Origin of the sequence: Streptomyces sp. NPDC088923 (assembly GCF_044749745.1) — a bacterium.
In the GTDB taxonomy this organism is placed as follows: domain Bacteria; phylum Actinomycetota; class Actinomycetes; order Streptomycetales; family Streptomycetaceae; genus Streptomyces.
Genome location: NZ_JBIVIO010000006.1, coordinates 141,688 through 162,139 on the forward strand (window position 1 = coordinate 141,688; position 20,452 = coordinate 162,139).

Annotated in this window: 16 protein-coding genes; 8 read left to right on the forward strand and 8 right to left on the reverse strand. The window is 70.4% G+C overall.

The window, feature by feature from the left end:
* Positions 1–104: 104 nt before the first annotated feature.
* The 3 genes from ACIP4O_RS22910 to ACIP4O_RS22920 all read right to left on the reverse strand — a co-directional run bounded on the left by ACIP4O_RS22910 (position 105) and on the right by ACIP4O_RS22920 (position 3,950).
* Positions 105–1,220, reverse strand: a complete 1,116-nt coding sequence (locus ACIP4O_RS22910; protein WP_401577025.1) for an amidohydrolase family protein — start codon at positions 1,218–1,220, stop codon at positions 105–107.
* Between the two features lie 203 nt (positions 1,221–1,423).
* Positions 1,424–2,881, reverse strand: a complete 1,458-nt coding sequence (locus ACIP4O_RS22915; protein ID WP_401577027.1) for an aldehyde dehydrogenase family protein — start codon at positions 2,879–2,881, stop codon at positions 1,424–1,426.
* Positions 2,882–2,990: 109 nt separating this feature from the next.
* Positions 2,991–3,950 carry an amidohydrolase family protein gene (locus ACIP4O_RS22920; RefSeq protein WP_361334546.1) on the reverse strand — a complete coding sequence of 320 codons (960 nt, stop codon included), beginning with the start codon at positions 3,948–3,950 and terminating at the stop codon, positions 2,991–2,993.
* Between the two features lie 108 nt (positions 3,951–4,058).
* On the opposite strand from ACIP4O_RS22920, the gene ACIP4O_RS22925 reads away from it, so the two are divergent.
* A complete protein-coding gene (locus ACIP4O_RS22925) occupies positions 4,059–5,651 on the forward strand; it encodes a bifunctional 3-(3-hydroxy-phenyl)propionate/3-hydroxycinnamic acid hydroxylase (RefSeq protein ID WP_401577030.1) in 1,593 nt (530 codons plus the stop codon).
* A gap of 159 nt (positions 5,652–5,810) precedes the next feature.
* Entirely contained in the window at positions 5,811–6,629 is an 819-nt protein-coding gene (locus tag ACIP4O_RS22930) for an IclR family transcriptional regulator (protein ID WP_401577031.1), read from the forward strand.
* Between the two features lie 110 nt (positions 6,630–6,739).
* Here the strand turns inward: ACIP4O_RS22930 and ACIP4O_RS22935 are convergent, their stop codons facing one another.
* The gene (locus ACIP4O_RS22935) at positions 6,740–7,333 is read right to left on the reverse strand and encodes a nuclear transport factor 2 family protein (protein ID WP_401577032.1); all 594 of its coding nucleotides are present in this window, start codon (positions 7,331–7,333) and stop codon (positions 6,740–6,742) included.
* Between the two features lie 85 nt (positions 7,334–7,418).
* Here ACIP4O_RS22935 and ACIP4O_RS22940 point away from each other — a divergent pair, with 85 nt between their 5' ends.
* The gene (locus ACIP4O_RS22940) at positions 7,419–8,297 is read left to right on the forward strand and encodes a LysR substrate-binding domain-containing protein (RefSeq protein ID WP_401577034.1); all 879 of its coding nucleotides are present in this window, start codon (positions 7,419–7,421) and stop codon (positions 8,295–8,297) included.
* 89 nt (positions 8,298–8,386) lie between these two features.
* Positions 8,387–8,776, forward strand: coding sequence for an RICIN domain-containing protein (locus tag ACIP4O_RS22945; RefSeq protein ID WP_401577036.1), 390 nt, complete (start codon positions 8,387–8,389; stop codon positions 8,774–8,776).
* A gap of 78 nt (positions 8,777–8,854) precedes the next feature.
* Here the strand turns inward: ACIP4O_RS22945 and ACIP4O_RS22950 are convergent, their stop codons facing one another.
* Both ACIP4O_RS22950 and ACIP4O_RS22955 read right to left on the reverse strand, forming a co-directional pair.
* On the reverse strand, positions 8,855–9,976 hold the full coding sequence (locus tag ACIP4O_RS22950) for a glycoside hydrolase family 76 protein (protein ID WP_401577038.1): 1,122 nt from the start codon (positions 9,974–9,976) through the stop codon (positions 8,855–8,857).
* Positions 9,977–10,391: 415 nt separating this feature from the next.
* On the reverse strand, positions 10,392–11,579 hold the full coding sequence (locus tag ACIP4O_RS22955; RefSeq protein WP_401577040.1) for a CocE/NonD family hydrolase: 1,188 nt from the start codon (positions 11,577–11,579) through the stop codon (positions 10,392–10,394).
* Positions 11,580–11,961: 382 nt separating this feature from the next.
* Between ACIP4O_RS22955 and ACIP4O_RS22960 the strand changes: the two genes are divergently transcribed.
* A complete protein-coding gene (locus tag ACIP4O_RS22960; RefSeq protein ID WP_401577042.1) occupies positions 11,962–12,357 on the forward strand; it encodes a Rid family hydrolase in 396 nt (131 codons plus the stop codon).
* Positions 12,358–12,763: 406 nt separating this feature from the next.
* Here ACIP4O_RS22960 and ACIP4O_RS22965 read toward each other — a convergent pair whose 3' ends face one another.
* Positions 12,764–14,215, reverse strand: coding sequence for an amidase (locus ACIP4O_RS22965; protein WP_401577044.1), 1,452 nt, complete (start codon positions 14,213–14,215; stop codon positions 12,764–12,766).
* 130 nt (positions 14,216–14,345) lie between these two features.
* On the opposite strand from ACIP4O_RS22965, the gene ACIP4O_RS22970 reads away from it, so the two are divergent.
* On the forward strand, positions 14,346–14,972 hold the full coding sequence (locus tag ACIP4O_RS22970; RefSeq protein WP_401577045.1) for a TetR/AcrR family transcriptional regulator: 627 nt from the start codon (positions 14,346–14,348) through the stop codon (positions 14,970–14,972).
* 534 nt (positions 14,973–15,506) lie between these two features.
* On the opposite strand, the gene ACIP4O_RS22975 is transcribed toward ACIP4O_RS22970, so the two are convergent.
* Positions 15,507–15,674, reverse strand: a complete 168-nt coding sequence (locus ACIP4O_RS22975) for a hypothetical protein (RefSeq protein ID WP_401577047.1) — start codon at positions 15,672–15,674, stop codon at positions 15,507–15,509.
* A gap of 148 nt (positions 15,675–15,822) precedes the next feature.
* On the opposite strand from ACIP4O_RS22975, the gene ACIP4O_RS22980 reads away from it, so the two are divergent.
* Both ACIP4O_RS22980 and ACIP4O_RS22985 read left to right on the forward strand, forming a co-directional pair.
* Complete coding sequence (locus tag ACIP4O_RS22980) at positions 15,823–16,350, forward strand: hypothetical protein (protein WP_401577049.1); 528 nt, start codon at positions 15,823–15,825, stop codon at positions 16,348–16,350.
* A gap of 542 nt (positions 16,351–16,892) precedes the next feature.
* Complete coding sequence (locus ACIP4O_RS22985) at positions 16,893–20,402, forward strand: LamG-like jellyroll fold domain-containing protein (RefSeq protein WP_401577051.1); 3,510 nt, start codon at positions 16,893–16,895, stop codon at positions 20,400–20,402.
* Positions 20,403–20,452: the final 50 nt, after the last annotated feature.

Here is a 20,452-nt window from a genome sequence, read left to right on the forward strand (position 1 = left end):
TGCCTCTCTGTCAGGGACGGATCTTTCAGGGGAGATCTGCCGGAGACACGCCTGTCATATGTGATAACAGGCGGTATGCGGCTACGCGGTACGTGAAGCGGGGATCACAGGTGGAGCAGGCGTTCGGCGTTGCCGTGGGCGATCTTCGCGCGCTGCGCGGAGGACAGCTTGGCCCCGCGCAGGAAACCGACGGCCTGGGCGGTCTTCTCGAAGGGGTAGTCGATGGCGAAGATGACGTTGTCGATACCCATCACGGTGATGGCGGCGTGCAGCATCGTGTCGTCCATGACGCCCGAGGTGGTGATGGCGATGTTGCGGCGCAGGTACTCGGACGGCTTGCGCTTCAGGGGCACCTTGGTGTTGATGTTCTGGATCTGGACGTCCAGGCGCGAGGCGTGGAAGGGCAGGAACTCGCCCATGTGGCCCAGGATCAGCTTCGCCTTGGGGAAGTCGTCGAAGACGCCGCCCACGATGACGCGCAGGGCGTGCCCGCCGGTCTCGGCCGCCCAGCTGTAGAGCGGGCCGACGAGTTCGGGCCGGTTCTTGAGGATGTCCCAGTCGCCGGCCGGGGCGGGCGTGGGGTGCAGGTAGATCGCCGCGCCGAGGTCCTCCAGAGCGGCCCACACCTGCCGGAACTGCGGCTCGTCCAGGTACTGCCCGTTGGTGTGGCCGTTGACCAGGAAACCGCCCATGCCCAGTTCGCGGATGGCGCGTTCGGCCTCTCGCACCGCGGCCTTCGGGTCCTGGAGGGGCAGTGCCGCGAGACCGCCGAAGCGAGTGGGGTGCGCCGCGATGATCTCGGCGAGCGCGTCGTTGGCGACCTTCGCGTCCCGTACGGCGATCGCCGCGTCCGGCTGCATCTGCACGCCGGGCGGGGTGAGCGAGAGCACCTGCATGGTGACGCCGTTGGCGTCCATGTCGGCGAGGCGGTACTCGGTGATGTCGGGGAGGCGCTTGAACCAGTCCGCCGTGACCTCGGGCTTGAAGGGGATGGCGCCGTTGAGCGCCGTGCCCTGGGTGATGAGCCCGGGCAGGATCACGGCCTCCTCGATGGCGATGATCTTCTCGCGGCGGCCGTGGCCGTGGTGGCGGTCGCGCTCGGTGGTGCGGCCGTGTGCCTCGGCGGTGCCGGTGCCGAGCAGCGCGGAGGCGCCGAGCAAGGCTCCGCCGCCGGTGGCGGTGTTCAGTACCTGGCGTCTGCTCCAGGGGCGAGTACTCATGTGCGGTGGTTCCTCCTGGTGAGGTGGTGCGCGACACGAACAGCCCGCCCCGGCCGCGAGGCGTGGACCTCGGACAGGGTGCGGCCGGGACGGGGGCTTGATGCGGTACTGGCCTTGCCTCTGTGCGGTGGTGGGACGCGCTCGCCGCGTCGTCCGTCCGGGCCCTGAACGCCCGGACGGACGAACCGGCCCGTGTGCCCGGGTCAGTGGGCGGGCGCGTAGTCCTGGACGATCTGCTTGTACTCCAGGAAGTCCTCGACGGAAGCGAGGCCGCCGAGCCGGCCGACGCCGCTGGACTTGAAGCCGCCTTCCTCGAACTCGACGGTCAGGTTGGCCCAGCTGTTGATGGAGATGAGACCTGCCTCCAACTGGCGCGCCACGCGCATGGGGCGGTTCACGTCCTGGCTCCACACGCAGGCGCTGAGGCCGTACTCGGAGTCGTTGGCGAGGGCGATCGCCTCCTCCTCGGTGTCGAAGACCTGGATCGTCTGCACGGGGCCGAAGGTCTCCTCCTGCACGATCGGCAGCGAGGAGTCGGACACCGACAGGAGCGTGGGGTGGTAGAAGGCGCCTCCCGCCAGTTCCGGCGCTGTGCTGGGGCCGCCCCGGACGATGGCCTTGGCACCGGCGGCGAGCGCGGCCTCGACGGCGCCGTCGACCCGGGCGACCGAGGCCTTGTCGATGAGCGGGCCCATCTGGCTCCCGGGGTCGGCGGCCGGGCCGGGACGCACGCTCTCCAGGCGGGCGGCGAGCGCCGCGGTGAACTCCTCGGCGATCTCTCGCTGGACGAGAATCCTGCTGCCCGTCATGCAGAACTGGCCCGCGAAGACGGTGCAGGACTGGACGGCGGTCGCGAGGGCCGCGTCGAGGTCGGCGTCGGCGAAGACGAGGTGCGGCGTCTTGCCGCCCAGTTCGAGGCCCACCCGCTTGAAGTGGGCCGCCGCGTTCTGCCCGATGATCCGGCCGGTCCTGGTGCTGCCGGTGTAGCTGATGACCGGCACGTCCGGGGAGTCGACGAGGAGGCTCGCGACCTCGGCACCGGACTCGATGACGACGTTCACCGCGCCCTTGGGCAGCTCGGGGACGGAGGAGAGGATCTCGCTCATGAGGGCTGCGGTACGGGCCGCCTGGCCGGGCATCTTCACGACGGCGGTGCACCCGGCGGCGAGCGCGGGGGCGAGCGCCCGGACGCAGAGGTAGGCCGGGGAGTTCCACGGCACGATGATCCCGGCGACGCCGACGGGCTGCCGTATCGACATGGCCTGCTTGCCCGGGGCGGTGTCGGTGACGTGGCCGTGCGGGTGCACGGCGAGGCCGGCCGCGAAGCGCAGCGCCCGCAGGATGAAGTGGGTCTCGAAGCCCGCCTCTCCCTTGAGCTTGCCGTTCTCCTCGCACAGCGTGTCGATGACCTCGCCCATGCGCGCCTCGTAGCCGTCCGCGAGGTGACTCAGGGCGGCGGCCCGCACCATCGGGTCGACGCGCCAGGAGCTCTCGGCGAAGGCGCGTGCCGCCGCGTCGATCGCCGCCTGTCCCACCGCCGTGTCGGCCTCCGTGTACGTGCCGATCACGTCGCCCGTCGCCGGGTTGACGCTCTCGGAGGTCTCGGAGGACGTGGCCCACTCGCCGTCGATCCAGTGGCGTGCCGTGTGCTCTCGGGTCATGCTGCGACTCCTTTGTCGGGGAGGAACGTGTGGAACAAGGGAGTGGGAGGACTCCCCGGAGGGGGGACGGTGGGTGGGGTGGGGCAAGGCGGGCGGCGGTGCCCGGGGTTCACAGGCCGAGCAGGTGCTCCGCGTTGAGGTGGGCGATCTTCGCGCGGTCGGCCTCGCTCACGGGCGCGGTGCGCAGGAACTCGGTGGCCGTCGCCATGTCCTCGAAGGGGTGGTCGGTCCCGAAGAGGATGTGCTCGGAGCCGAGGGCGAGCAGGGCGCACAGCAGTGGCGCGGCCGAGCAGACACCGCTCGTGGTGATGTACAGGTTGTGCCGCAGGTAGGCGGAGGGCTTCTCGCGGGCGAGTTCGACGCCGTGGCGGTTGTGGAAGTCCCAGCGCGAGTCGAGGCGCCACAGGACGTACGGCAGCGCCTCGCCCATGTGCCCGAGCAGGAGCTTCGCCTCGGGGAAGTCGTCGAAGACACCGCCGAAGACGAGGCGCAGCACGTGCGAGGCGGTCTCCGTGCCCCAGCTCCACATCGGGCCGATCAGCTCCGGGTGCCCCTCCAGGACGTGCGGCGTGTCCACGCCGTTGGCGGGGTGCAGGTAGAGCGGGACACCGAGCCCCTCGGCCATCTCCCACACGACGCGCAGCTCCGGGTGGTCGAGGTAGCGGCCCTGGGTGTGCGCGTTCACGAGCGCGCCGCGCAGCCCGAGCTCGCGCACGCCGCGCTCCAGTTCCTTGGCCGCGGCCTTGGGGTCCTGGAGGGGCAGCGCGGCGAAGCCGGCGAAGCGGTCGGGGTGCTCCGCGATGACACCCGCGAGCAGGTCGTTGACCTGCGTCGCCTTGGCGACGGCGGTCGCCGCGTCCGGCTCCGCCTGGATGCCGGGGGCGTTGAGCGAGAGCACCTGTACGTCGAGCCCCGCCGCGTCCATCTCGGTCAGGCGCTCGCCGGTCAGGTCGAGCAGCTTCCGGGACGCCTCGCGCCACCGGTCGGGCTGCGCGATCGAGGCCGACCCGGCGCCGTACCCCACGAGTTCCGGGGTCACGAAGTGTTCTTCCAGGCCGATGGTCCGCATCCGAGCGCTCCTGTCCGTTTCACTTATATGCATTGACTTCATGGATAGTGAAACGTACGTTCCCTCGGTGTCAACCCTTGTGAAGCGCGGAAAAAGCGGAGGTGCGCGATGACGGGTACGGAAGACGCTGGGGTGGGTCACGCCGTGGGGGACGCGCCGGTGGACGTGGCGGTGGTGGGATACGGCCCGGTGGGCATGGCGGTGGCGAGCCTGCTGGGGCGCGCCGGGCACCGGGTGCTGGTCCTGGAGCGGTACGCGGGCCTGTACAACCTGCCGCGGGCCGCGAGCTTCGACGATGAGACCATGCGCACACTGGACCGGCTCGGCATCGCCGGGACGCTGCTGCCGAAGGTGCGGGTGCAGCGCACCTACGAGTGGCGCAACGGCGGCGGGGACCTGCTCATGGAGCAGTCCTTCGCGGCGGTCGGGCGCAGCGGCTGGCCCGAGTGGAACATGATGTACCAGCCGGACCTGGAAGAGGCGCTGGACGGCCTCTGCCGCTCGCTGCCGAACGTGGAGGTCCGGCACTCCCGCTCCGTCGTCGGCCTGGAGCAGTCCGACGGGCACGTCACGCTCACCGTGGACGGTCCCGAGGGGCGCGGCGAGGTGACCGCGCGCTACGTCGTCGCCTGCGACGGCGGCAACAGCTTCGTCCGCTCGGCGCTCGGCATCGGTCTCCAGGACTACGGCTTCTCCGAGCCCTGGATGGTCTGCGACTTCCGCTTCCGCCGCGCGACGCGCGTGCCCATGGCGCTGCAACTCGGCGACCCGGCGGGCCCGACGTCGATCATCTCGCTCGGCCCGGACCACCACCGCTTCAGCTTCATGCTCGACTCGGTCGACGCCTTCGAGACCGAACGCGCCCCCGAGCGGGTGTGGAAGCGCGTCGCCCCCTACCTGACGGGTGAGGACGCCGAGTTGATCCGCGTCGCCACCTACACCTTCCGTTCGCTCGTGGCCGACGACTGGCGCCGCGGGCGCGTCCTGCTCGCCGGGGACGCCGCCCACCAGATGCCGCCCTTCCTCGGGCAGGGCATGTGCTCCGGCTTCCGCGACGCGCAGAACCTCGCCTTCAAGCTGGACCACGTCCTGCGCGGGTCCGCCCCGGACGCGGTGCTCGACACGTACCAGGCGGAACGCGAACCGCACGTGCGCGCCGTGACCGAGAAGGGCATCGAACTCGGCCACCTCCAGACCCTCCGCGACCCCGAGCTGGCCGCGGAACGCGACCGGACGCTCCTCGCCCGGCGCGCCGCCTCCTCGGCGCCCGAGCCCATGCGGTTCCCCAGCCTCCAGGGGGGCCTGCTCTCCCGTACCGGGTGCCCGGGGCGCGGCGAGCTGTCGGTGCAGGGCGTCGTCGACGACGGTACGCGGCGAGGCCTCCTCGACCAGGTGGTGGGCGGCGGCTTCCACCTCATCGCGCGGGGCGACACGCTCCGGGACGCGTCCCTGCCCGCGGAGCTGCACCGGGCCGGGGTCCGAGTCGTCGCGGTCGGCGGGCAGGCCGCCGGCCTGCCGGAGGCGGCCGTCGTCGAGGACGCCGAGGGCACCTACGCGCGCTGGTTCGCGGAGCTGGGGTGCTCGGCCGTCCTCGTCCGTCCGGACTTCTACGTCTACGGGACGGCGAGCGGCGCGGAGGCGACGGCGGCCCTCGCGGCGGAGCTCCTGGACGCGCTCGACGAGGGTGCCGCGGCGGCCTGAGGCGAGCGCCGGCGCCCGGCCACGTGCGGGCGACGGCACGCACGGCCCGTACCCGCGCGGCGCGCACGGCCCGTACCGGAACGGCACACGCCGCCCGTACCGGTGCGGCCGGACGGCCAGGGGCGTTCGGCCGCCGGGGCGGTCACTATGATCGCCCCTGTGACCCCTCGCCTCTCCTCCGATCCCGACGACTCCGAGCCCACCGAGTCCTCCCCCGCCCGGCAGGGGATTCAGTCCGTCGAGCTGGCGATGACGGTACTGCGCGCCCTGGAGGAGGGGCGGGGCCCGCTGAGCCTCACGCAGATCGCGACGGCCAGCGGGATGCAGCCGAGCAAGGCGCACCGCTACCTGGTCAGCCTGATCAGGACCGGGCTCGTCGCCCAGTCACGCAGCTCGGGGCGGTACGACCTCGGCCCCGCGATGCGGCGGCTCGGCGTCGAGTCGCTGCGCCGCATGGACGAGGTCGCCCTCGTGAGCGAGCACCTGCCCGAGCTGCGGGAGCGCACCTCGCACGCGGTGAACCTCTCGGTCTGGAGCGATCACGGCCCCGTCGTCGTGCGCTGGGAGTACGGCGCGCACGCCCTGCCCATCACGGTCCGGGCCGGTGCCACGATGCCGCTCCTGAACTCGGCGATGGGCGGGGTCTACCTCGCGCACCTCCCCGCCCAGCTCACCGAACCGGTACTGCGCGGCCAGGCGGAGCGGGAGACGCTGGACGCGGCGACCCGCGAGCGGGCCGCCGCGATCAGGGCAGAGGTCCTGGACTCCGGGCTGGCGGCCACCGTGGGCGGCGTCATCCCCGGCGTCACCTCGCTGGCGGCCCCCGTGTTCACGGCGGGCGACTCCTTCCCCCTCGTCGTCACGCTCGTGATGCCGACCCGCGTCGTCGCGGAGGAGGACCTGCCCCGTCTGAAGGCGGAACTCCTGCACTCGACCCGGGCCATGTCGGACGACCTGGGGTACTCGGCGGAGCTCTGAGGACCCGTCATCGGCGGTCCCCTCCTCGCGTCCCCACTCCGCTGCCGCGCCCGGCTACCGCGTGGCGGGGCCGGGGAGCACCCGCGCGCCGGTGGTCGCCCCGGTGGCGGTCACACTCCGGTCCGCTCGCCAAGCCAGGCGAAGGCGGACTCCTTGATGTCGCGCTCCAGGTCGCTGCCCCTGGTCGCGAAGACCCTGCTCACCGGGAATCCGCTGGCCTCCAGCAGGTAGGCGAGGGCGGCGTACTCCCGCGGGTACCGGGCGACCGCCTCCGCGTCGATGGCGACGATCCCGGCGGGGAAGGTGAAGGTGCCGAAGTCGTAGACGCTCTTGCGGTCGCTGATGCGCCACGTCCCGTCCCGCTTCTCCAGGCGGTCGATGAACCGGTTGTGGCCCTCGCAGCCGAGGCGCAGGTCGACGTTCTCGCCGATGATGACGGCATTGGTCTCGCTGACGGCCCGGGTCCCGTCGGCGGAGAAGGTCACGACCGGCGAGGTGATCAGGTGCTTGGTCCGGAAGGCCGAGGCGCCCATCCGGGCGGACGCGTCCACGAACTCGTACGCGCGCCCCTCGAACCAGGTGATCTCGATCCGACCGTCGGGATGGAAGAGGCCCTTCAGCCGGTCCCACTCGCCCAGGTCCCGGTGAATCCACCCGGTCATGAGGTCTGCGATGTCCTGTCGGTCCTGAGATGTCACGTTCATGCGTCCAGCGTGCATCCGCCTGAGCGATAGGTCCAACCGAAAGATACGATCGACCAATCGGCGGCGACGATGGAACGGAGGCGTGATGGAGCTGCGGCACCTGCGCTATTTCGTCGCCGTCGCGGAGGAACGGCACTTCGGCCGGGCCTCCGCCCTCCTGCACGTCACCCAGTCCACTCTCAGCGCCCAGATACAGGCTCTGGAGCGGGAAGCGGGCGGGCGACTGTTCTCCCGCACCAGTCGGCACGTCGAGCTGACCGAGGCCGGTGAACTGCTGCTGCCCGAGGCCCGCAGAGCCCTGGCTCAGGCCGGCCGCGCCCTGCGGGTGGCCCGGGAGTCGCTGCGAGGTGAGACGGGGGCGGTCCGTATCGGCTTCTCCGGCGTCGCCGTCCTCCAAGGCGTCCTCTCGGACGACCTGCGCGACTTCCGCCGGGCGCACCCACGCGTGGAGCTGACCCTGACCGAGCTGCCGCCGGCCGCCCAGGTCCAGGCGGTGCGCGACGGCGCGCTCGACCTCGGCTACTGCCCCGACCTGAGCCTGGGCGACACCGACGGGCTACGGGTCGCACGCCGCGCGCCCACTCCGCTCTCCGTCGCCCTGCGCGCGGACCACGAACTGGCCTCCGCGTCCTCGGTCACCACCTCCGCCCTGCGCGCCCACGACCTCATCGTCTTCGCGAGCGGCGAGGAGGACGAGACCGTCCTCTCCCGGCTCTGGCCCGCCGCCGAGGAGGACCGCTCCCGGGTCCGCCTGGTGGGCAGCACCCTCGGTGCCCTCGCTCTGGCCCTGGCGGGCACCGGCGTGGCCCTCGTTCCCACCGCCACGGAGCACATCGCGCTGCCGGGTCTCCGTTACCGGCCCCTGCGCGGCGCACCACCGGGACCGGATCTGCTGGTCCTCGGCAGGCGCGACGAGACGGCGGGAGCCGTCCGCGCCTACCTCGACGGCGTCCCCTCGCCCTGACGGTCCGGGACGGGCCCCGATCCGACCCCGCCCGACCCCACGGGCCGTTCGCGCGTGAACACCGAGAGGGGCGTACGGCAATCTCTCGAATGCGACCGAAGCGTACGGGAATTCGCCCGGCTCCCCGCCGTGAGCGGGAAGCGCGCCTGACCTCCGCCGGTACGGCGCTGGTGATCCGCGGCTGTGACGGCGCGGCCGCTCAGAAGTGGGCACGGGACGCCGTCGCCGGCCCCGTGAAGGGAGCGGGCTCCGGGCGCTGCCTGGATGTGCCCGACGGCCGGACGGACGATGGCACCCGGCCCGCCCTGTGGGACTGCGACGGCGGCGCCAACCAGACCTGGACGTCGACCGCTTCGAACCAGCTCCGGGTCTTCCCGACCGAGTGCCTCGACGCCTACGACGCCGGCACGGCGAACGGCACCCAGGTGATCATCTGGCCCTGCGACGGAGCCGCCCACCAGAAGTGGGGCCGCGGCTGATCCCAGCCCGCGTCCGGCGGAGGGACCCGTGGGAGGCCGCGCGCCACGGGCCGCCCACGGGTCCCGCACACCTCCTCGCTACGGTCGAGCGGCCGGAGTGACCGCCTGCATGATCACCGCTCCGATGGCCTCGACCGCCCGGGTGTCGCCGCGCGGCGTCTGCGCGTCCCACCGGTTCCAGGCGAGATCGAGGTCCGTACGCCGGACGCTCCACGCCGCGTCCGCGTTGCGCTTCATGAAGTCGTAGTACTGACCCCACAGGTTGTTCTCACGGACGAACTCGCCCATGCCCCGGGCGAATTCGGACTGCCAGGTGCCCTCGCGCTGCCCGTTGGTCATGATCCCGTTGACGGTGCGGTCCCGGACGACCCAGTCGACGGTCCGTTTGGCGTCGTCGAAGAGGCTCCCTTGGCCCTGGTCCCGGTAGAGGGCCTGGGCCGCGCTGACGAAGGCGCCCGCCGAGTACACGGTCTGTCCGCTGGAGAGGCTCCCGTCTGCCCGCATGTTCTCGTATACGCCGCCGGTGGAGCGGTCGAGGAGCTTCGCCCACACCCAGTCGTAGATCTCGCGCGCCCTGTCCAGGTACCAGCCGTCACCGTTCGACTCGTAGATCAGGCAGCCCAGGACGGTCGCGGGGCTGTTGCTCAGCGCGCTCTTCTCGCGCTTTTCGACGCTCCACCACACGCCGCCGCCCAGGGCGTCGTCCCAGCCGCGGTCGTACACCCGGTCGAAGGCGTATCTCGCCTGGTTCAGGTAGGTCTGGTTCCCGGTGATCTTGTAGCCGCGCGCGAAGGCCAGCCCCGCCCAGAGCAGGTCGTCGTTGTAGTCGTTCCAGTCCCAGTCGTACAGTCCGCCGCCGCCCTGGTTCTGCTGGAGGAACGTGTCGAGGAGGCTGCCGATCAGGTCGCGCGTCCGCGTGCTCGGGGCGCTGTCGTGTACGTCCTGCACCGCCTGTATGTCCAACGCCTGACGCCAGAAGTAGTCCTTGGTCGTCTTGTCGAGGGACTCCTTGTAGTACCGCTGGTTCCCGTCCGAGATCAGGAAGGCACTGTTGAACGCGGCGAAGGCCGCGGCAGCGTTGTCGGTACCCAGCGCTTCGGCGCTGGACGCGGCGAAACCCGGTGCGGACGCGCCACCGACCGCGGCGATCCCGAGCGCCGCCGTCGCCGAGGCCGTGAGGAACGTTCGGCGTGTGACCATGTCGGTCTCCTGGCTGAGTTGTGTGTGGGGGGAACGGAAAGCGGGGCGACGCCGTACGTCCGGGAGGTCCACAGCCCATTTCCGGGGGAACGTGCGGCCACTGTTCACCGGCCAGTCCGCCGCCGAGATCAACGAGTGTATAAGGGGTGTTGCCGGTTGAGGAGTGGTCGGCGGCGGCTCGCACGACCCACTGCCGATGGGTTCCAGCCCTGTCGAGCCAATGACGCTGAAAGACCCAACTCCCCCAGCTCGCACGCGCTTTCGCTTACTGCGCGCCGTCACATGACTTCGCGCCCCAAGGACGCGGGCGGCGTCCTCGTGGAGCTGGTGGAACCTGCCGCCTCCCGGAGCACCTGAGCCGTCCACTCGCCCCGCGCACCTCCCACGCGCGGAGTGCGCGGGACAGCCGGTGAGGTCACGCGGCTTTCACGGGAAGCTGGAGGTACGAGGCGCGCTCCCCGCCGGTGTGGACAACGTGCCGCCCGCTGTTGGCGGGCACGTACTCGCGGTTTCCGGGCATCATCGTGCCGAGCGGGGAGCGGCCGCTGATGACGAGGCGGAGCTGTTCGCCCGGGTGAAAGGCGAGCCCGACCGGGAGCAGGTCGATCTCCACCTCGACCACCTCACCGGGAGCGAGCTTCTCGACCCGGTCGAAGGTGTGGGCGGGCACCTCGTCGGTGGACAGCGCCGGGTCCAGGTGGCGCATCGAGACACGCAGGCGCCCGTCGGACCCCTTGTACCGCAGGATCGAGGCGCCCCGCTCCGTGACGTCCTGGATCATCGCCCCCTGGTTGGGCACGGTGAACTCCTGCAACGGCGTGCCGTACGCGTCGAGTTTCTGGACGAGGAGGAACAGGTCCATGTCGTCGTAACCGTCGGCCTCCACCCAGAGCCGCGCCTTCGGGTACCCGACCAGCAAGGTCTCCCGGTCGAAGCGCGTCACGAAGGACACGGTGTCCGGGTTGGCCCCGACGACGTACCCCGCCGTCGCTTCCGCGGTGGGCACCGTCGTGGCCAGTGTCCGCGAACGGCCGTCCAGGTAGTACTTGGTGGGGGTGACGTCCGTGGGCGGGAACCGGGTGGCCGGGACGTTGACCCGGCCCCCGCCTTCGAGGTCCAGGACGGAGTAGCGCACTCGTGGTGTCTGCTCCCAACCGTTGTCCGCGCCCTTGAGGAAGTGGTCGAAGAATCCGCGCAGGTCCTCGCGGTTCTCCTCGTCGTAGTAGTCGGGCCACTCCTGGCCGTTGTGGACGCGCAGCCACTTCTGCTCGGAGGCCATCCGGCGCCAGGCGCGGAAGGTCCCGGCGGTGTGCAGGGTGTTGGAGTAGCTGGCGACGACGTACGCGGGAACGGTGATGTTCTCGAACCGGGGGATCTTGTTCTCCCACAGGCCGTCCATCAGCGGATGCCGCTCGGCCTCAGCGACGACGTCCTCCTTCTGCCCCTTGCCGAAGAAGCTGCCCTCCTGGAGCTGCCCCGCGAAGCCTGTGTCGGGCATGCCGCCGCGCCTCACCAGGTCCCGGTAGACGTCGCTCACGCCTTCCCAGGGGTTGATCGCCGCCAGGTGGGGAGGCTGCTCGGCCGCGGTGATGGGACGGAACATCGTCGGTGTCCCCGCGCTGACGGCGGCGGAACGCGAGACGCTCGTGACACTCGTCGGGCCCGCAGTGCAGAACGTACTCGTCCCGCCCGGGCTGGCGCGTGCCGGGACAGCGGCCTGACACCTGGGCGGCACCCGGGTGAGGGCGTGGAGGGGCGGCGGCGGTGCGCCTCTCCCCCACCTCCGTGCCCACGTGGCCCGGGCGGCGTGCTCGGTGGAGGCTCGACCGGTGAAGGCTCGACGTAGGCGGCTGTGCTGTTGTGCGGGGCAGCAGGGGCATCACGCAGGGGGCGCGTTACCGGCGGGGCGACCTGTGTCGCGCGGCAGGTGTCGAGGAGAGTCTTCGACTGGACTGACCGAGCAGAGGAACGAGGAACGGAGTCTGATGGTGATCCATGAGATCGGCCCGCGCATGGCCGGCGAGCGGCTGATGTACAACCGGGCCGTCAGGGTGGACGAGCCGCGCAGCTGGTTGTTCGTCTCGGGGCACGAGGCCCGTGACGACGAGGGCGGCATCGCTCACCGGGGTGACATGGCCGGGCAGATGAGGCTGGCGCTGCGGCGGCTGGGCGAGACCGTGGCAGAGGGCGGGATGACGATGGCGGACGTCGTGCAGATCCGCGTCTTCACCACCGACCTCTCCTCGTGCAAGGCCCAGTACGGCGTCCTCATGGACGAACTCGCGGCCGTGGACTGCCGGCCTGCCAGTCTGCTGGCAGAGGTCAGCGCCTTGTCCGACGAGGACATGCTGATCGAGATCGAGGCCGTGGCGGTGCGCTGAACGAAGACGGCCGCCCACGACGATCCGGCACGGGCCCGTCGGCGCGGCCACGGCCGAGCTCGCGACCGCACTCGATCACGAGGAGCCCGCGGCCACCGTCCGCGCGGGGACGCCGACGCGTCGGCCAGGGCGCCCGAGGAGACAGCCCGAGGGGCGGTTCCCCAGCCGGCAAGGGAACCGCCCCTCGCGGTTCGACGTCTCGGCGTGTTCCGGAGTTGGACACCGCGGACATGAGCGGGACCTCTTCCTGGAACGTCGGCAGGTGGGGTCGACGATCGAGGGTGGTGCAGGTGGCGCGCACCGTGACCGTGCGCGAGGCTCGTAGTACCTGGACGACGTGCGCGAGGTGCGCTTGTCCCACTCGCTCAGCCCCATGGCTCGTTGGCTGCCGACTGTGGGGCGCTTCTCAGCGGCCCGTGCGATTCCCTGCCCAGACCGGGGGGATGCGGCCCGTCCACGGGCTTGCCTGTTCGAGTTGGCCGGCGAGGCGGAAGAGGCGGCTTTCGAGGCCGTATCCGGCGGCGAACTGCATACCGATCGGAAGCCCCGTTTCGGCGTCGGCCGTCAACGGCACGGACATCGCGGGAGTGCCCGCCATGTTGAACGGCATGGTGAACGGCGAGCGGTCGAAGACGCGGTCGATCCAGCCGAGGCCGTCCAGCGTCTGCGCGCTCTCGGTATAGGTGCCCATTGATACGGGCAGCTCCGGCACGGTCGGGGTGAGCAGTATGTCGTAGGTGTCGAAGTACTGTGCCAGGCTGCGGGCGACCCGGTTGCGGATCGCGAGAGCCGCGACGAACTGAGCTCCGCTGATCCGCTGCCCGTAGTGGTAGCCGGCCAGGGTCGCCGGTTCGAGGGTGGAGGAATCGATGGGCCGGTCGAAGGCGGTAGCCAGTTCGTCGAGCGAGGCCGCGAGGTTCGCCGTGAACAGGCGGGCGTTGGCCAGGACGTACTCCTCCCAGTCGGCACCGAGGTCGACCTCGGCCTCCTCCACCTGGTGGCCGAGGGATTCGAGCAGACCCGCGGCACGGGAGAGGGCGTCGGCCACCGGTGCGGTGGTGCGGCGTCCGCCCCATGCCTGGGTGAGGACACCGATCCGCAACCGGCCCGGGGGGCGGGCGACTTCCCGCGCATACGGCCGGGACGGTTGCTGGGCGAAGTAGGGGTCACCCGGTTCCGGGCCGCTGATCTGGTCGAGCAGGGCCGCACTGTCGCGGACCGTGCGGCTGACGCTGCCGGGCACGGCCAGGCCGCTGAAGAGCTCGTCGAAGTCGGGGCCCATGGAGACCCGGCCACGGGTGGGCTTCAGTCCGAAGAGGCCGTTGTAGGCCGCGGGGATACGGAGCGAGCCGGCGGCGTCGGTGCCGTGCGCGATCGGGACCACTCCGGCCGCCACAGCCGCGCCCGCGCCCCCGCTGGAGCCGCCCGCGCTCCGCTCGAGGTTCCACGGGTTGCGGGTCGCGCCGTACAGCACTGGTTCCGTCGTGATGCTGTAGGCCATCTCCGAAGTCGCGGTACGTCCGAACGTCACCAGGCCGGCGCGACGCAAGCGCAGCGTCAGGAAGGAGTCGGCGCGTGCGACGTTGCCGGCCGCGAGGCGGCTGCCCAGCTCCATGCGCCGCCCGGCCATGGCGGCTCCGATGTCCTTGACCAGGAAAGGCACCCCGGCCAGCGGTGTGCTGCCGGGCTCGGGCTCGTCGTCAGCCGGCCAGGTCTCCACGACGGCGTTGATCCGCGAATTGACCGCCCGCGTGGCCTCCAGCGCGGCTGCTCGCAGTTCGGCGGAGGTCACCTCCCCTTCGGCCACCAGCTCCGCGAGTCCGACCGCGTCGTAGCTCACGTACTCGGCAACTCTCACTTCTACTCCCAGCACAAAGAACGATACTTCTGAGTCTCTTACGATACCCAACGGTATCGAACGGAACGCAGTGGTACCGTGGAGCGGTGAGGCAAGGGCCCCGCACCCGAGCGGACGTCACGGAGTAGTCATGGCATCGACCACCAGAAGGCCGAGCAGGGTGGCGAAACTGCCGCCCCGTGAGCGCATCCTCGACGCGGCGGAGGAGCTCTTCCAGAGCGAGGGAATCCGGCGGGTGGGCGTCCAGGCGATCGCCGAGAAGGCGGCGACCACCAAAATGGCGATCTACCGGCACTTCGAGACCAAGGACGCGCTGGTCGCGGAGTGGATGCGGATCGTCGCCACCGACTACCAGGCGGCCTTCGACCGGGTCCGGACGGAACACCCCGGCCGGCCCGGGGAGCAGATCATGGGCTTGGCCCGCTTCATCGCCGAGGGATTGCCGGCCCTCTCGCACCGAGGCTGCCCGTTCATCAACTCCCTCGCCGAATTGCCCGACCGCTCCCATCCCGCCCGGCAAGTGATCGAGAAGCACAAGGCCGACCAGACCCGCAGGCTGGTGGGCATGTGCACCGAGGCCGGGATGCCCGACCCCGAACAGGCCGCGGCCGAGATCACCTTCGTACTCGAAGGCGCGCAGGTCAGCACGCAGAACGGAAGCGTCGATCAAGCGGGGGACCGCCTGATGAAAATCGTCGAGGGGATCGTGGAGCGGCACCGCTCCCCCCTCGGCGCATCCCTGCCGACCGACGGCTGAAGCCTCGTGATCCGTGTCCGCATAAACGCCTCAGGGCCGGTACCGGATTTCTCCGGTACCGGCCCCGAAAAGCCGACTCGCTCCAGTCGGGACGACAGGATTTGAACCTGCGACCCCTTGACCCCCAGGAGTAGGCGGTACCCCTTTCGCTTAGACATAAAGTCACAAATCAGGGTGTACAACGTGCGGGATCAGGCATGTCGTGAGGGGCTATGCACCCCGTCTGGTCCCCAACTGGCCCCCAAGGCTCAGGCTCAGAAGGGGGCGTGCGCGCGTCCAATGTCGTCTGCCCGCGCAAGGCAGCCACGCTCAGCCACAGATGCGCACCGAAGCGCTCGCGCCCCCTCGTGCCTCAACCTGTGTGGAGGGCGCCCTTCACACAAACCACCGTTCCCAGCCCAAGCGCCAAGCGGGAGCAGCTCTTCCTGGCGGACAGCTTTTCCGAGGTGACCTGGTGAGCGACGCATGGCGGGGCATCGGGGCCACTCCCCCAGCGCTTTCGGGGCGCTGCACAAGCGGTCATCGGCTCTTCCACTAGGAGCGGATCGGGGCCGCTCCGGCGCCTTTGGCGAGGGAGCCGTCCGGGTGTCGGTCGGGTAGGCCGAGGAGTTGTTGCTCGATGGAGGTGAGGGCCGGGTCCTGGCGGAGGTCGGTGGCGGGGTCGTCGACGGGGTGGAGCCAGCGGTAGCCGTACTGGAGCATGGGGGCGATGCGGGGGCGGCCAGAGAGGTTGAGAAGCCGTATCTCAACCGAACATGATCGCTTGGTTTTCGCTGGTCGGGCATGGTCTAACTCGGAATGAGGGAGGCATGCGGCGTCTTGTTTCGGCTCCGTGATCGAGGGGTGCGCGATGGCGTCGGTGCTGGGAATGCTGGAGGAGCGGGAGACGACGGCCCGGGCGCGGGTGGAAGAACTGCGTGAGGAAGTCGCGCGACTGGCTGGGGTGTTGGAGGCCGCGGAGATCGAGCTGGACCGGCGGGTGATCGCGCGGGAGGAACTGGTGGAGGCGCTGGCGGCCTCGGCTGCCGAGACCACCGCCCTGACCGAAGCGAAGGGGGAAACCGTGTTCTCGCCCGCGCCGGTGCCGGGCTCAATCGTGCCGCCTTGGCGCGAAGGACTGCCAATGACGGTGCTGGCTCCCGATCACCAGCGGATTCCGGGCGTGCTCGACGAGCAGCAGTCCGCGGTCCAGGGGCCGCTGAAGGCCAGGGAGATCACGGCTTCGCTGAGCTTGGAGACGGTATCGGCGAAAGTCGAGGGGGTGCGCTCGAAGGCCCGGCGCCTGGCGGAGCGCGGATGGCTCCTACTGGAGGCGTCGGGGGCATTCAGTGCCGGCCGGCGGCCTGTGGCCGTGCCAGACGCCGGCTCATCCGCGTGACCATCGACCACCGGATCATCGCCGCGCTGGTGGCGGGCAGCGCTCGTAGTCCCGGGCGAGTCGGCGCGAGTGCATCACGTCCCAGGCCCTGTCCGAACGCCGGGACAGGGCTGAGGCCGACCTCCCCCCATGATCTTGCTGAGCCGACGGCGTCGGAAGCGGACTGCCCGGAGCGGCGAGGATGTCCCACTTGGGATACAACCTTTTCGGCCTGTGACCGACGTCACTGCACGTGTGGGAACTTGACCAATGTATGCCTGAAATCTCCTCGTTGACCTGTGGGTTTGCTGTGTCGTTTCTTCTTGGAGGAACTATGGACACTTTGTGGGTGGGGTATGAGAAGTATGTGGATCGGTCGGCGTGCCAGAGGCAGGAGAGCCGTTGGTGCCCTGATGGGCGCGGCGCTGACTGTCGGGGGAGTACTGCCGGTGGCCGGGGCGGGAGCGGCTTCCGCTCTTTCCGGCAGGACGGCGAAGTCGGGTACGCACAGCGCTGCTTCGGCATCGGAGGCCGGTGCGCTCGCCGCGCAGAGCGGTGATCGCGTGGCCGTGGACACGGCTACGACCGAATCGTCACAGCTGTTCGCCAACCCCGACGGCACGTTCACGCAGGAGATGAACGCGGCCCCGGTCCGTGCCCGCAAGAACGGCGGGGACTGGGCGCCGATCGACACCACCCTCGTACGCCAGGGTGACGGATCGGTGCGGGCCAGGAGCACCACGGCTGAGGTCACCTTCGCGGGCGGCGGCAGCGGAAGCGGTCTGGTCATCCTGGCGCAGAACGGGCACGAACTGCGGCTGAGCTGGCCGACATCGCTTCCCGCGCCAGCCCTCGACGGCGCCACGGCGACCTACGCCGACGTACTCAAGGACGTCGACCTGAAGCTGACGGCGCTCAGCACCGGATACACGTCCGTGCTGGTGGTGAGGACGGCGGAAGCGGCGAAGAATCCCGCACTCGAAACGATCCGGATGGGTGTGTCGGCCGATGGTCTGGACATCGCCCCCACAGCCGACGGCGGCTTCGTGGCCCGCGACGGCGACGGCAGCCCGGTCTTCGAGAGCCCGGCGGGGCGGATGTGGGACTCCGCCGGCGATCCCCCGGCCCAGGTGACCACGCAGCTCGCTCGTACCGCTGCCGACGACGACCACGATGCGGTGCCGCTGCCCGCGGCCAAGGGCGAGCCGGCCCCGTCGGAGGGCCCCGGCAGCGGTGACGTCGCGGCCGACGTACCGCTCGAAGTCACGGACACCACCGTGCAGATCAAGCCGGATCCGCGTCTGCTGCGCGGCGAGGACACCGTCTTCCCGCTCTACATCGACCCGCCGACGAGGGGGATCTCGCTGGGTGACTGGACCGCCCTGTCCTCCGACGGCGACAAGTTCTGGAAGTTCAGCGGGGACAAGGGCGTCGGCCGCTGCTCCAACTACGCCGGTTACCTGTGCTCCAACAGCCCTTACACCCAGCGCCTGTACTTCGAGTACCCGCTGTCCTCGATCCACGGCAAGAAGATCCTGGACGCGACGATGGAGGTGTACCAGGAGTGGACGTTCACGTGTGACCCGCACTGGTACGACCTCTCGCGGGTGGACAAGGGCATCGCCTCCAGCACCACCTGGTCCTCCCGGCCCAGCGCCGTCGACCTCATGGGCGACCGCAAAGTGGCCTACGGACGCGGCGGCCTGTGCAGCCCCTCCCAGCCGGCCAACTGGGTCCGCTTCAGCGACAACGTGGACGAGGAGACCAACGAGAACCTGACCACCACGCTCGCCTCCTACGCGGCTAACAAGACCTCACAGATCACCTTCTCGCTGACCGCGCACGACGAATCCGACGCAGGGTCGTGGGCCCGGTTCCGCAACGACGCGAAGCTGTCCGTCACCTACGTGTCCTACCCGGACAAGCCCACCTCCTACGGTGTTCAGGACGGCACGACCGGGCGCGCCTGCAACGCCTCCACGCTTCCGTACGCCACCAGTGACTCCACCCCCAAGACGCTCGCCACGGTGCAGTCCGCCGACGGCTCGAACGCACAGCTGCGGGCCATGTTCGAGGTATGGAAGGCCGACGGCTCCAGCCGTTCCTGGTACGGGTACTCGCCCGACGGAACATGGGTGGCCGACAACGCCGCCCGTACCGCGACCTCCTCGACCCTGTCACCGCAGACCGACTACCGGATGCGGGCCAAGACGCAGGCGTACTACAAGACGGACCGGGGCGCCACGGGCGTCCTCGACTCATCCTGGTCGTCCTGGTGCTACTTCCGCGTCGACACCGACTCACCCCCGCGCCCGGTCGTGACCAGCGCGGACGGCATCTACCAGCCCGCCGACGCCAACCCGGCGGCCGGTGGCGTGGGCACGCCCGGCAAGTTCACCTTCACCCCCGCGGACACCAACGCCACCACCAGCGGCATCCAGTCGGACGTCACCAGCTTCAAGTGGAAGCTGAACAGCGGCGCAGTCTCCGCCCCGATCCCCGTCGCCAAGGGCACGGCCACCACCCAGACCATCACCCCCAACCAGGCCGGTGAGAACACCATCCAGGTCTGGGGGTTCGACGCGGCGCAGCACAGCTCACTCACCGCCAGCTACAGCTTCCTGGTCAAGGGTGCCGAGAAGCCCTCGGGCAACTGGCACCTGGACAACGCCCTCACCGACTCCACGACCTCCACCGAGCACCCGCTCACCGCTTCCGGAGCGAGCTGGGACACGCTGGCCCGCAGCGGGCCGGGCGCGGCGAAGTTCAACGGCGCCAGCTCCTACCTGTCCACCGCGGGCGCGGTCCTGGACACCAGCAAGTCCTTCACCGTCTCGGCATGGGCGCGTCTGACCAAGAAGGACGTCAACTACACCGTTCTGTCGCAGGCGGGCAACAACGCCTCCGGATTCCAGCTCTACTACTCCACCAGCTACGACGCCTGGATCTTCAACCGGCACCAGAGCGACGTCGTATCCCCCGGCATCACCCGCTCCGTCGGTACCAAACCGCCGGTCCTGAACGCCTGGACCCACCTGGCAGGCGTCTACGACGCGGCATCTCAGACCGTCCAGCTGTACGTGAACGGCACCCCGCAGGGCAGCCCGGTAGCGTTCAGCACACCGTGGAAGGCGTCCGGCGGGCTCCAGGTCGGACGGCTCTGGTACAAGGCGGCCGGGGTGGAGAACTTCTCCGGCACCATCGACGAGGTGAAGGTCTGGTCCCGCGCGCTCGCGGACACCGAGCTCGCGCACGACGCCTGGCTGGAGGACGAGGACCTCAGCGACGGCACCTCCGGCGACCCCGTTCCGGCACTGGTCGCCAAGTGGGACGCCACGGACACAACCAACGCGACCGGTACCACCGTCAAGGACACCAGCGGCTTCGGCCGCCACCTGGCACTGCACGGAGCCTCGTTGACCACCGTCACGACCGGCGATCCGGACATCGGCGAGGAGGTGACCACCTCACGGACCATGACACTGAACGGCACCAGCGCCTACGCCGGCGCGAGCGGTCCCGTCGTCGACCACACCGGCTCGTTCACCGCCACCGCCTGGGTGACCCTGGACCCGGCCAAGCTCGCCGACACCAGCAAGGCGTACGCCGTGCAGGTCATGGGCGAGCCCGGCACCAGCCAGTCCGCGTGGGGCGTCTGGTACGAGCAGCCCGCCGGCAGCGCCCAGGGACGCTGGACCTTCGGCCGCCCCGACAAGGACGGCACCGGAGCCAAGTGGACCACCAGCACCGCGACGGCGGCGACGACGGCCCAGCTCGGCGTTCCCACGATGCTGACTGTCGTCTACGACGCACAGGCGCAGGCCGACCCCGACGACACGTCCAAGCTGGGCGCGCTCAAGCTGTACGTCGACAGTGCCCGGATGGGCGACGAGGACGGCATCCCGTACACCGCGCCCTGGCAGGGCGGTGGAGCCTTCGAGATCGGCCGGGCGAAGATCAACGGCGCCGCCGCGCGCTACTTCCCGGGCTCTCTCGACAGCGTCCGGGTGTGGGCCGGAGCAACCTCCACCGACACCGTCGCCAACCGCTTCAACACCGAACAGCAGCAGTGACACCGCGGGCCGTGCGGGGCGGGACACCTTCGTCCCGCCCCGCACGGCCC

What these genes read in the sequence shown, in the direction of transcription:
- ACIP4O_RS22910 (WP_401577025.1), bottom strand. Translation starts at nt 1,220, where the DNA reads ATGAGTACTCGCCCCTGGAGCAGACGCCAGGTACTGAACACCGCCACC.
- ACIP4O_RS22915 (WP_401577027.1), bottom strand. Translation starts at nt 2,881, where the DNA reads ATGACCCGAGAGCACACGGCACGCCACTGGATCGACGGCGAGTGGGCC.
- ACIP4O_RS22920 (WP_361334546.1), bottom strand. Translation starts at nt 3,950, where the DNA reads ATGCGGACCATCGGCCTGGAAGAACACTTCGTGACCCCGGAACTCGTG.
- ACIP4O_RS22925 (WP_401577030.1), top strand. Translation starts at nt 4,059, where the DNA reads ATGACGGGTACGGAAGACGCTGGGGTGGGTCACGCCGTGGGGGACGCG.
- ACIP4O_RS22935 (WP_401577032.1), bottom strand. Translation starts at nt 7,333, where the DNA reads ATGAACGTGACATCTCAGGACCGACAGGACATCGCAGACCTCATGACC.
- ACIP4O_RS22940 (WP_401577034.1), top strand. Translation starts at nt 7,419, where the DNA reads ATGGAGCTGCGGCACCTGCGCTATTTCGTCGCCGTCGCGGAGGAACGG.
- ACIP4O_RS22945 (WP_401577036.1), top strand. Translation starts at nt 8,387, where the DNA reads ATGCGACCGAAGCGTACGGGAATTCGCCCGGCTCCCCGCCGTGAGCGG.
- ACIP4O_RS22950 (WP_401577038.1), bottom strand. Translation starts at nt 9,976, where the DNA reads ATGGTCACACGCCGAACGTTCCTCACGGCCTCGGCGACGGCGGCGCTC.
- ACIP4O_RS22955 (WP_401577040.1), bottom strand. Translation starts at nt 11,579, where the DNA reads ATGTTCCGTCCCATCACCGCGGCCGAGCAGCCTCCCCACCTGGCGGCG.
- ACIP4O_RS22960 (WP_401577042.1), top strand. Translation starts at nt 11,962, where the DNA reads ATGGTGATCCATGAGATCGGCCCGCGCATGGCCGGCGAGCGGCTGATG.
- ACIP4O_RS22970 (WP_401577045.1), top strand. Translation starts at nt 14,346, where the DNA reads ATGGCATCGACCACCAGAAGGCCGAGCAGGGTGGCGAAACTGCCGCCC.
- ACIP4O_RS22975 (WP_401577047.1), bottom strand. Translation starts at nt 15,674, where the DNA reads ATGCTCCAGTACGGCTACCGCTGGCTCCACCCCGTCGACGACCCCGCC.
- ACIP4O_RS22980 (WP_401577049.1), top strand. Translation starts at nt 15,823, where the DNA reads ATGGCGTCGGTGCTGGGAATGCTGGAGGAGCGGGAGACGACGGCCCGG.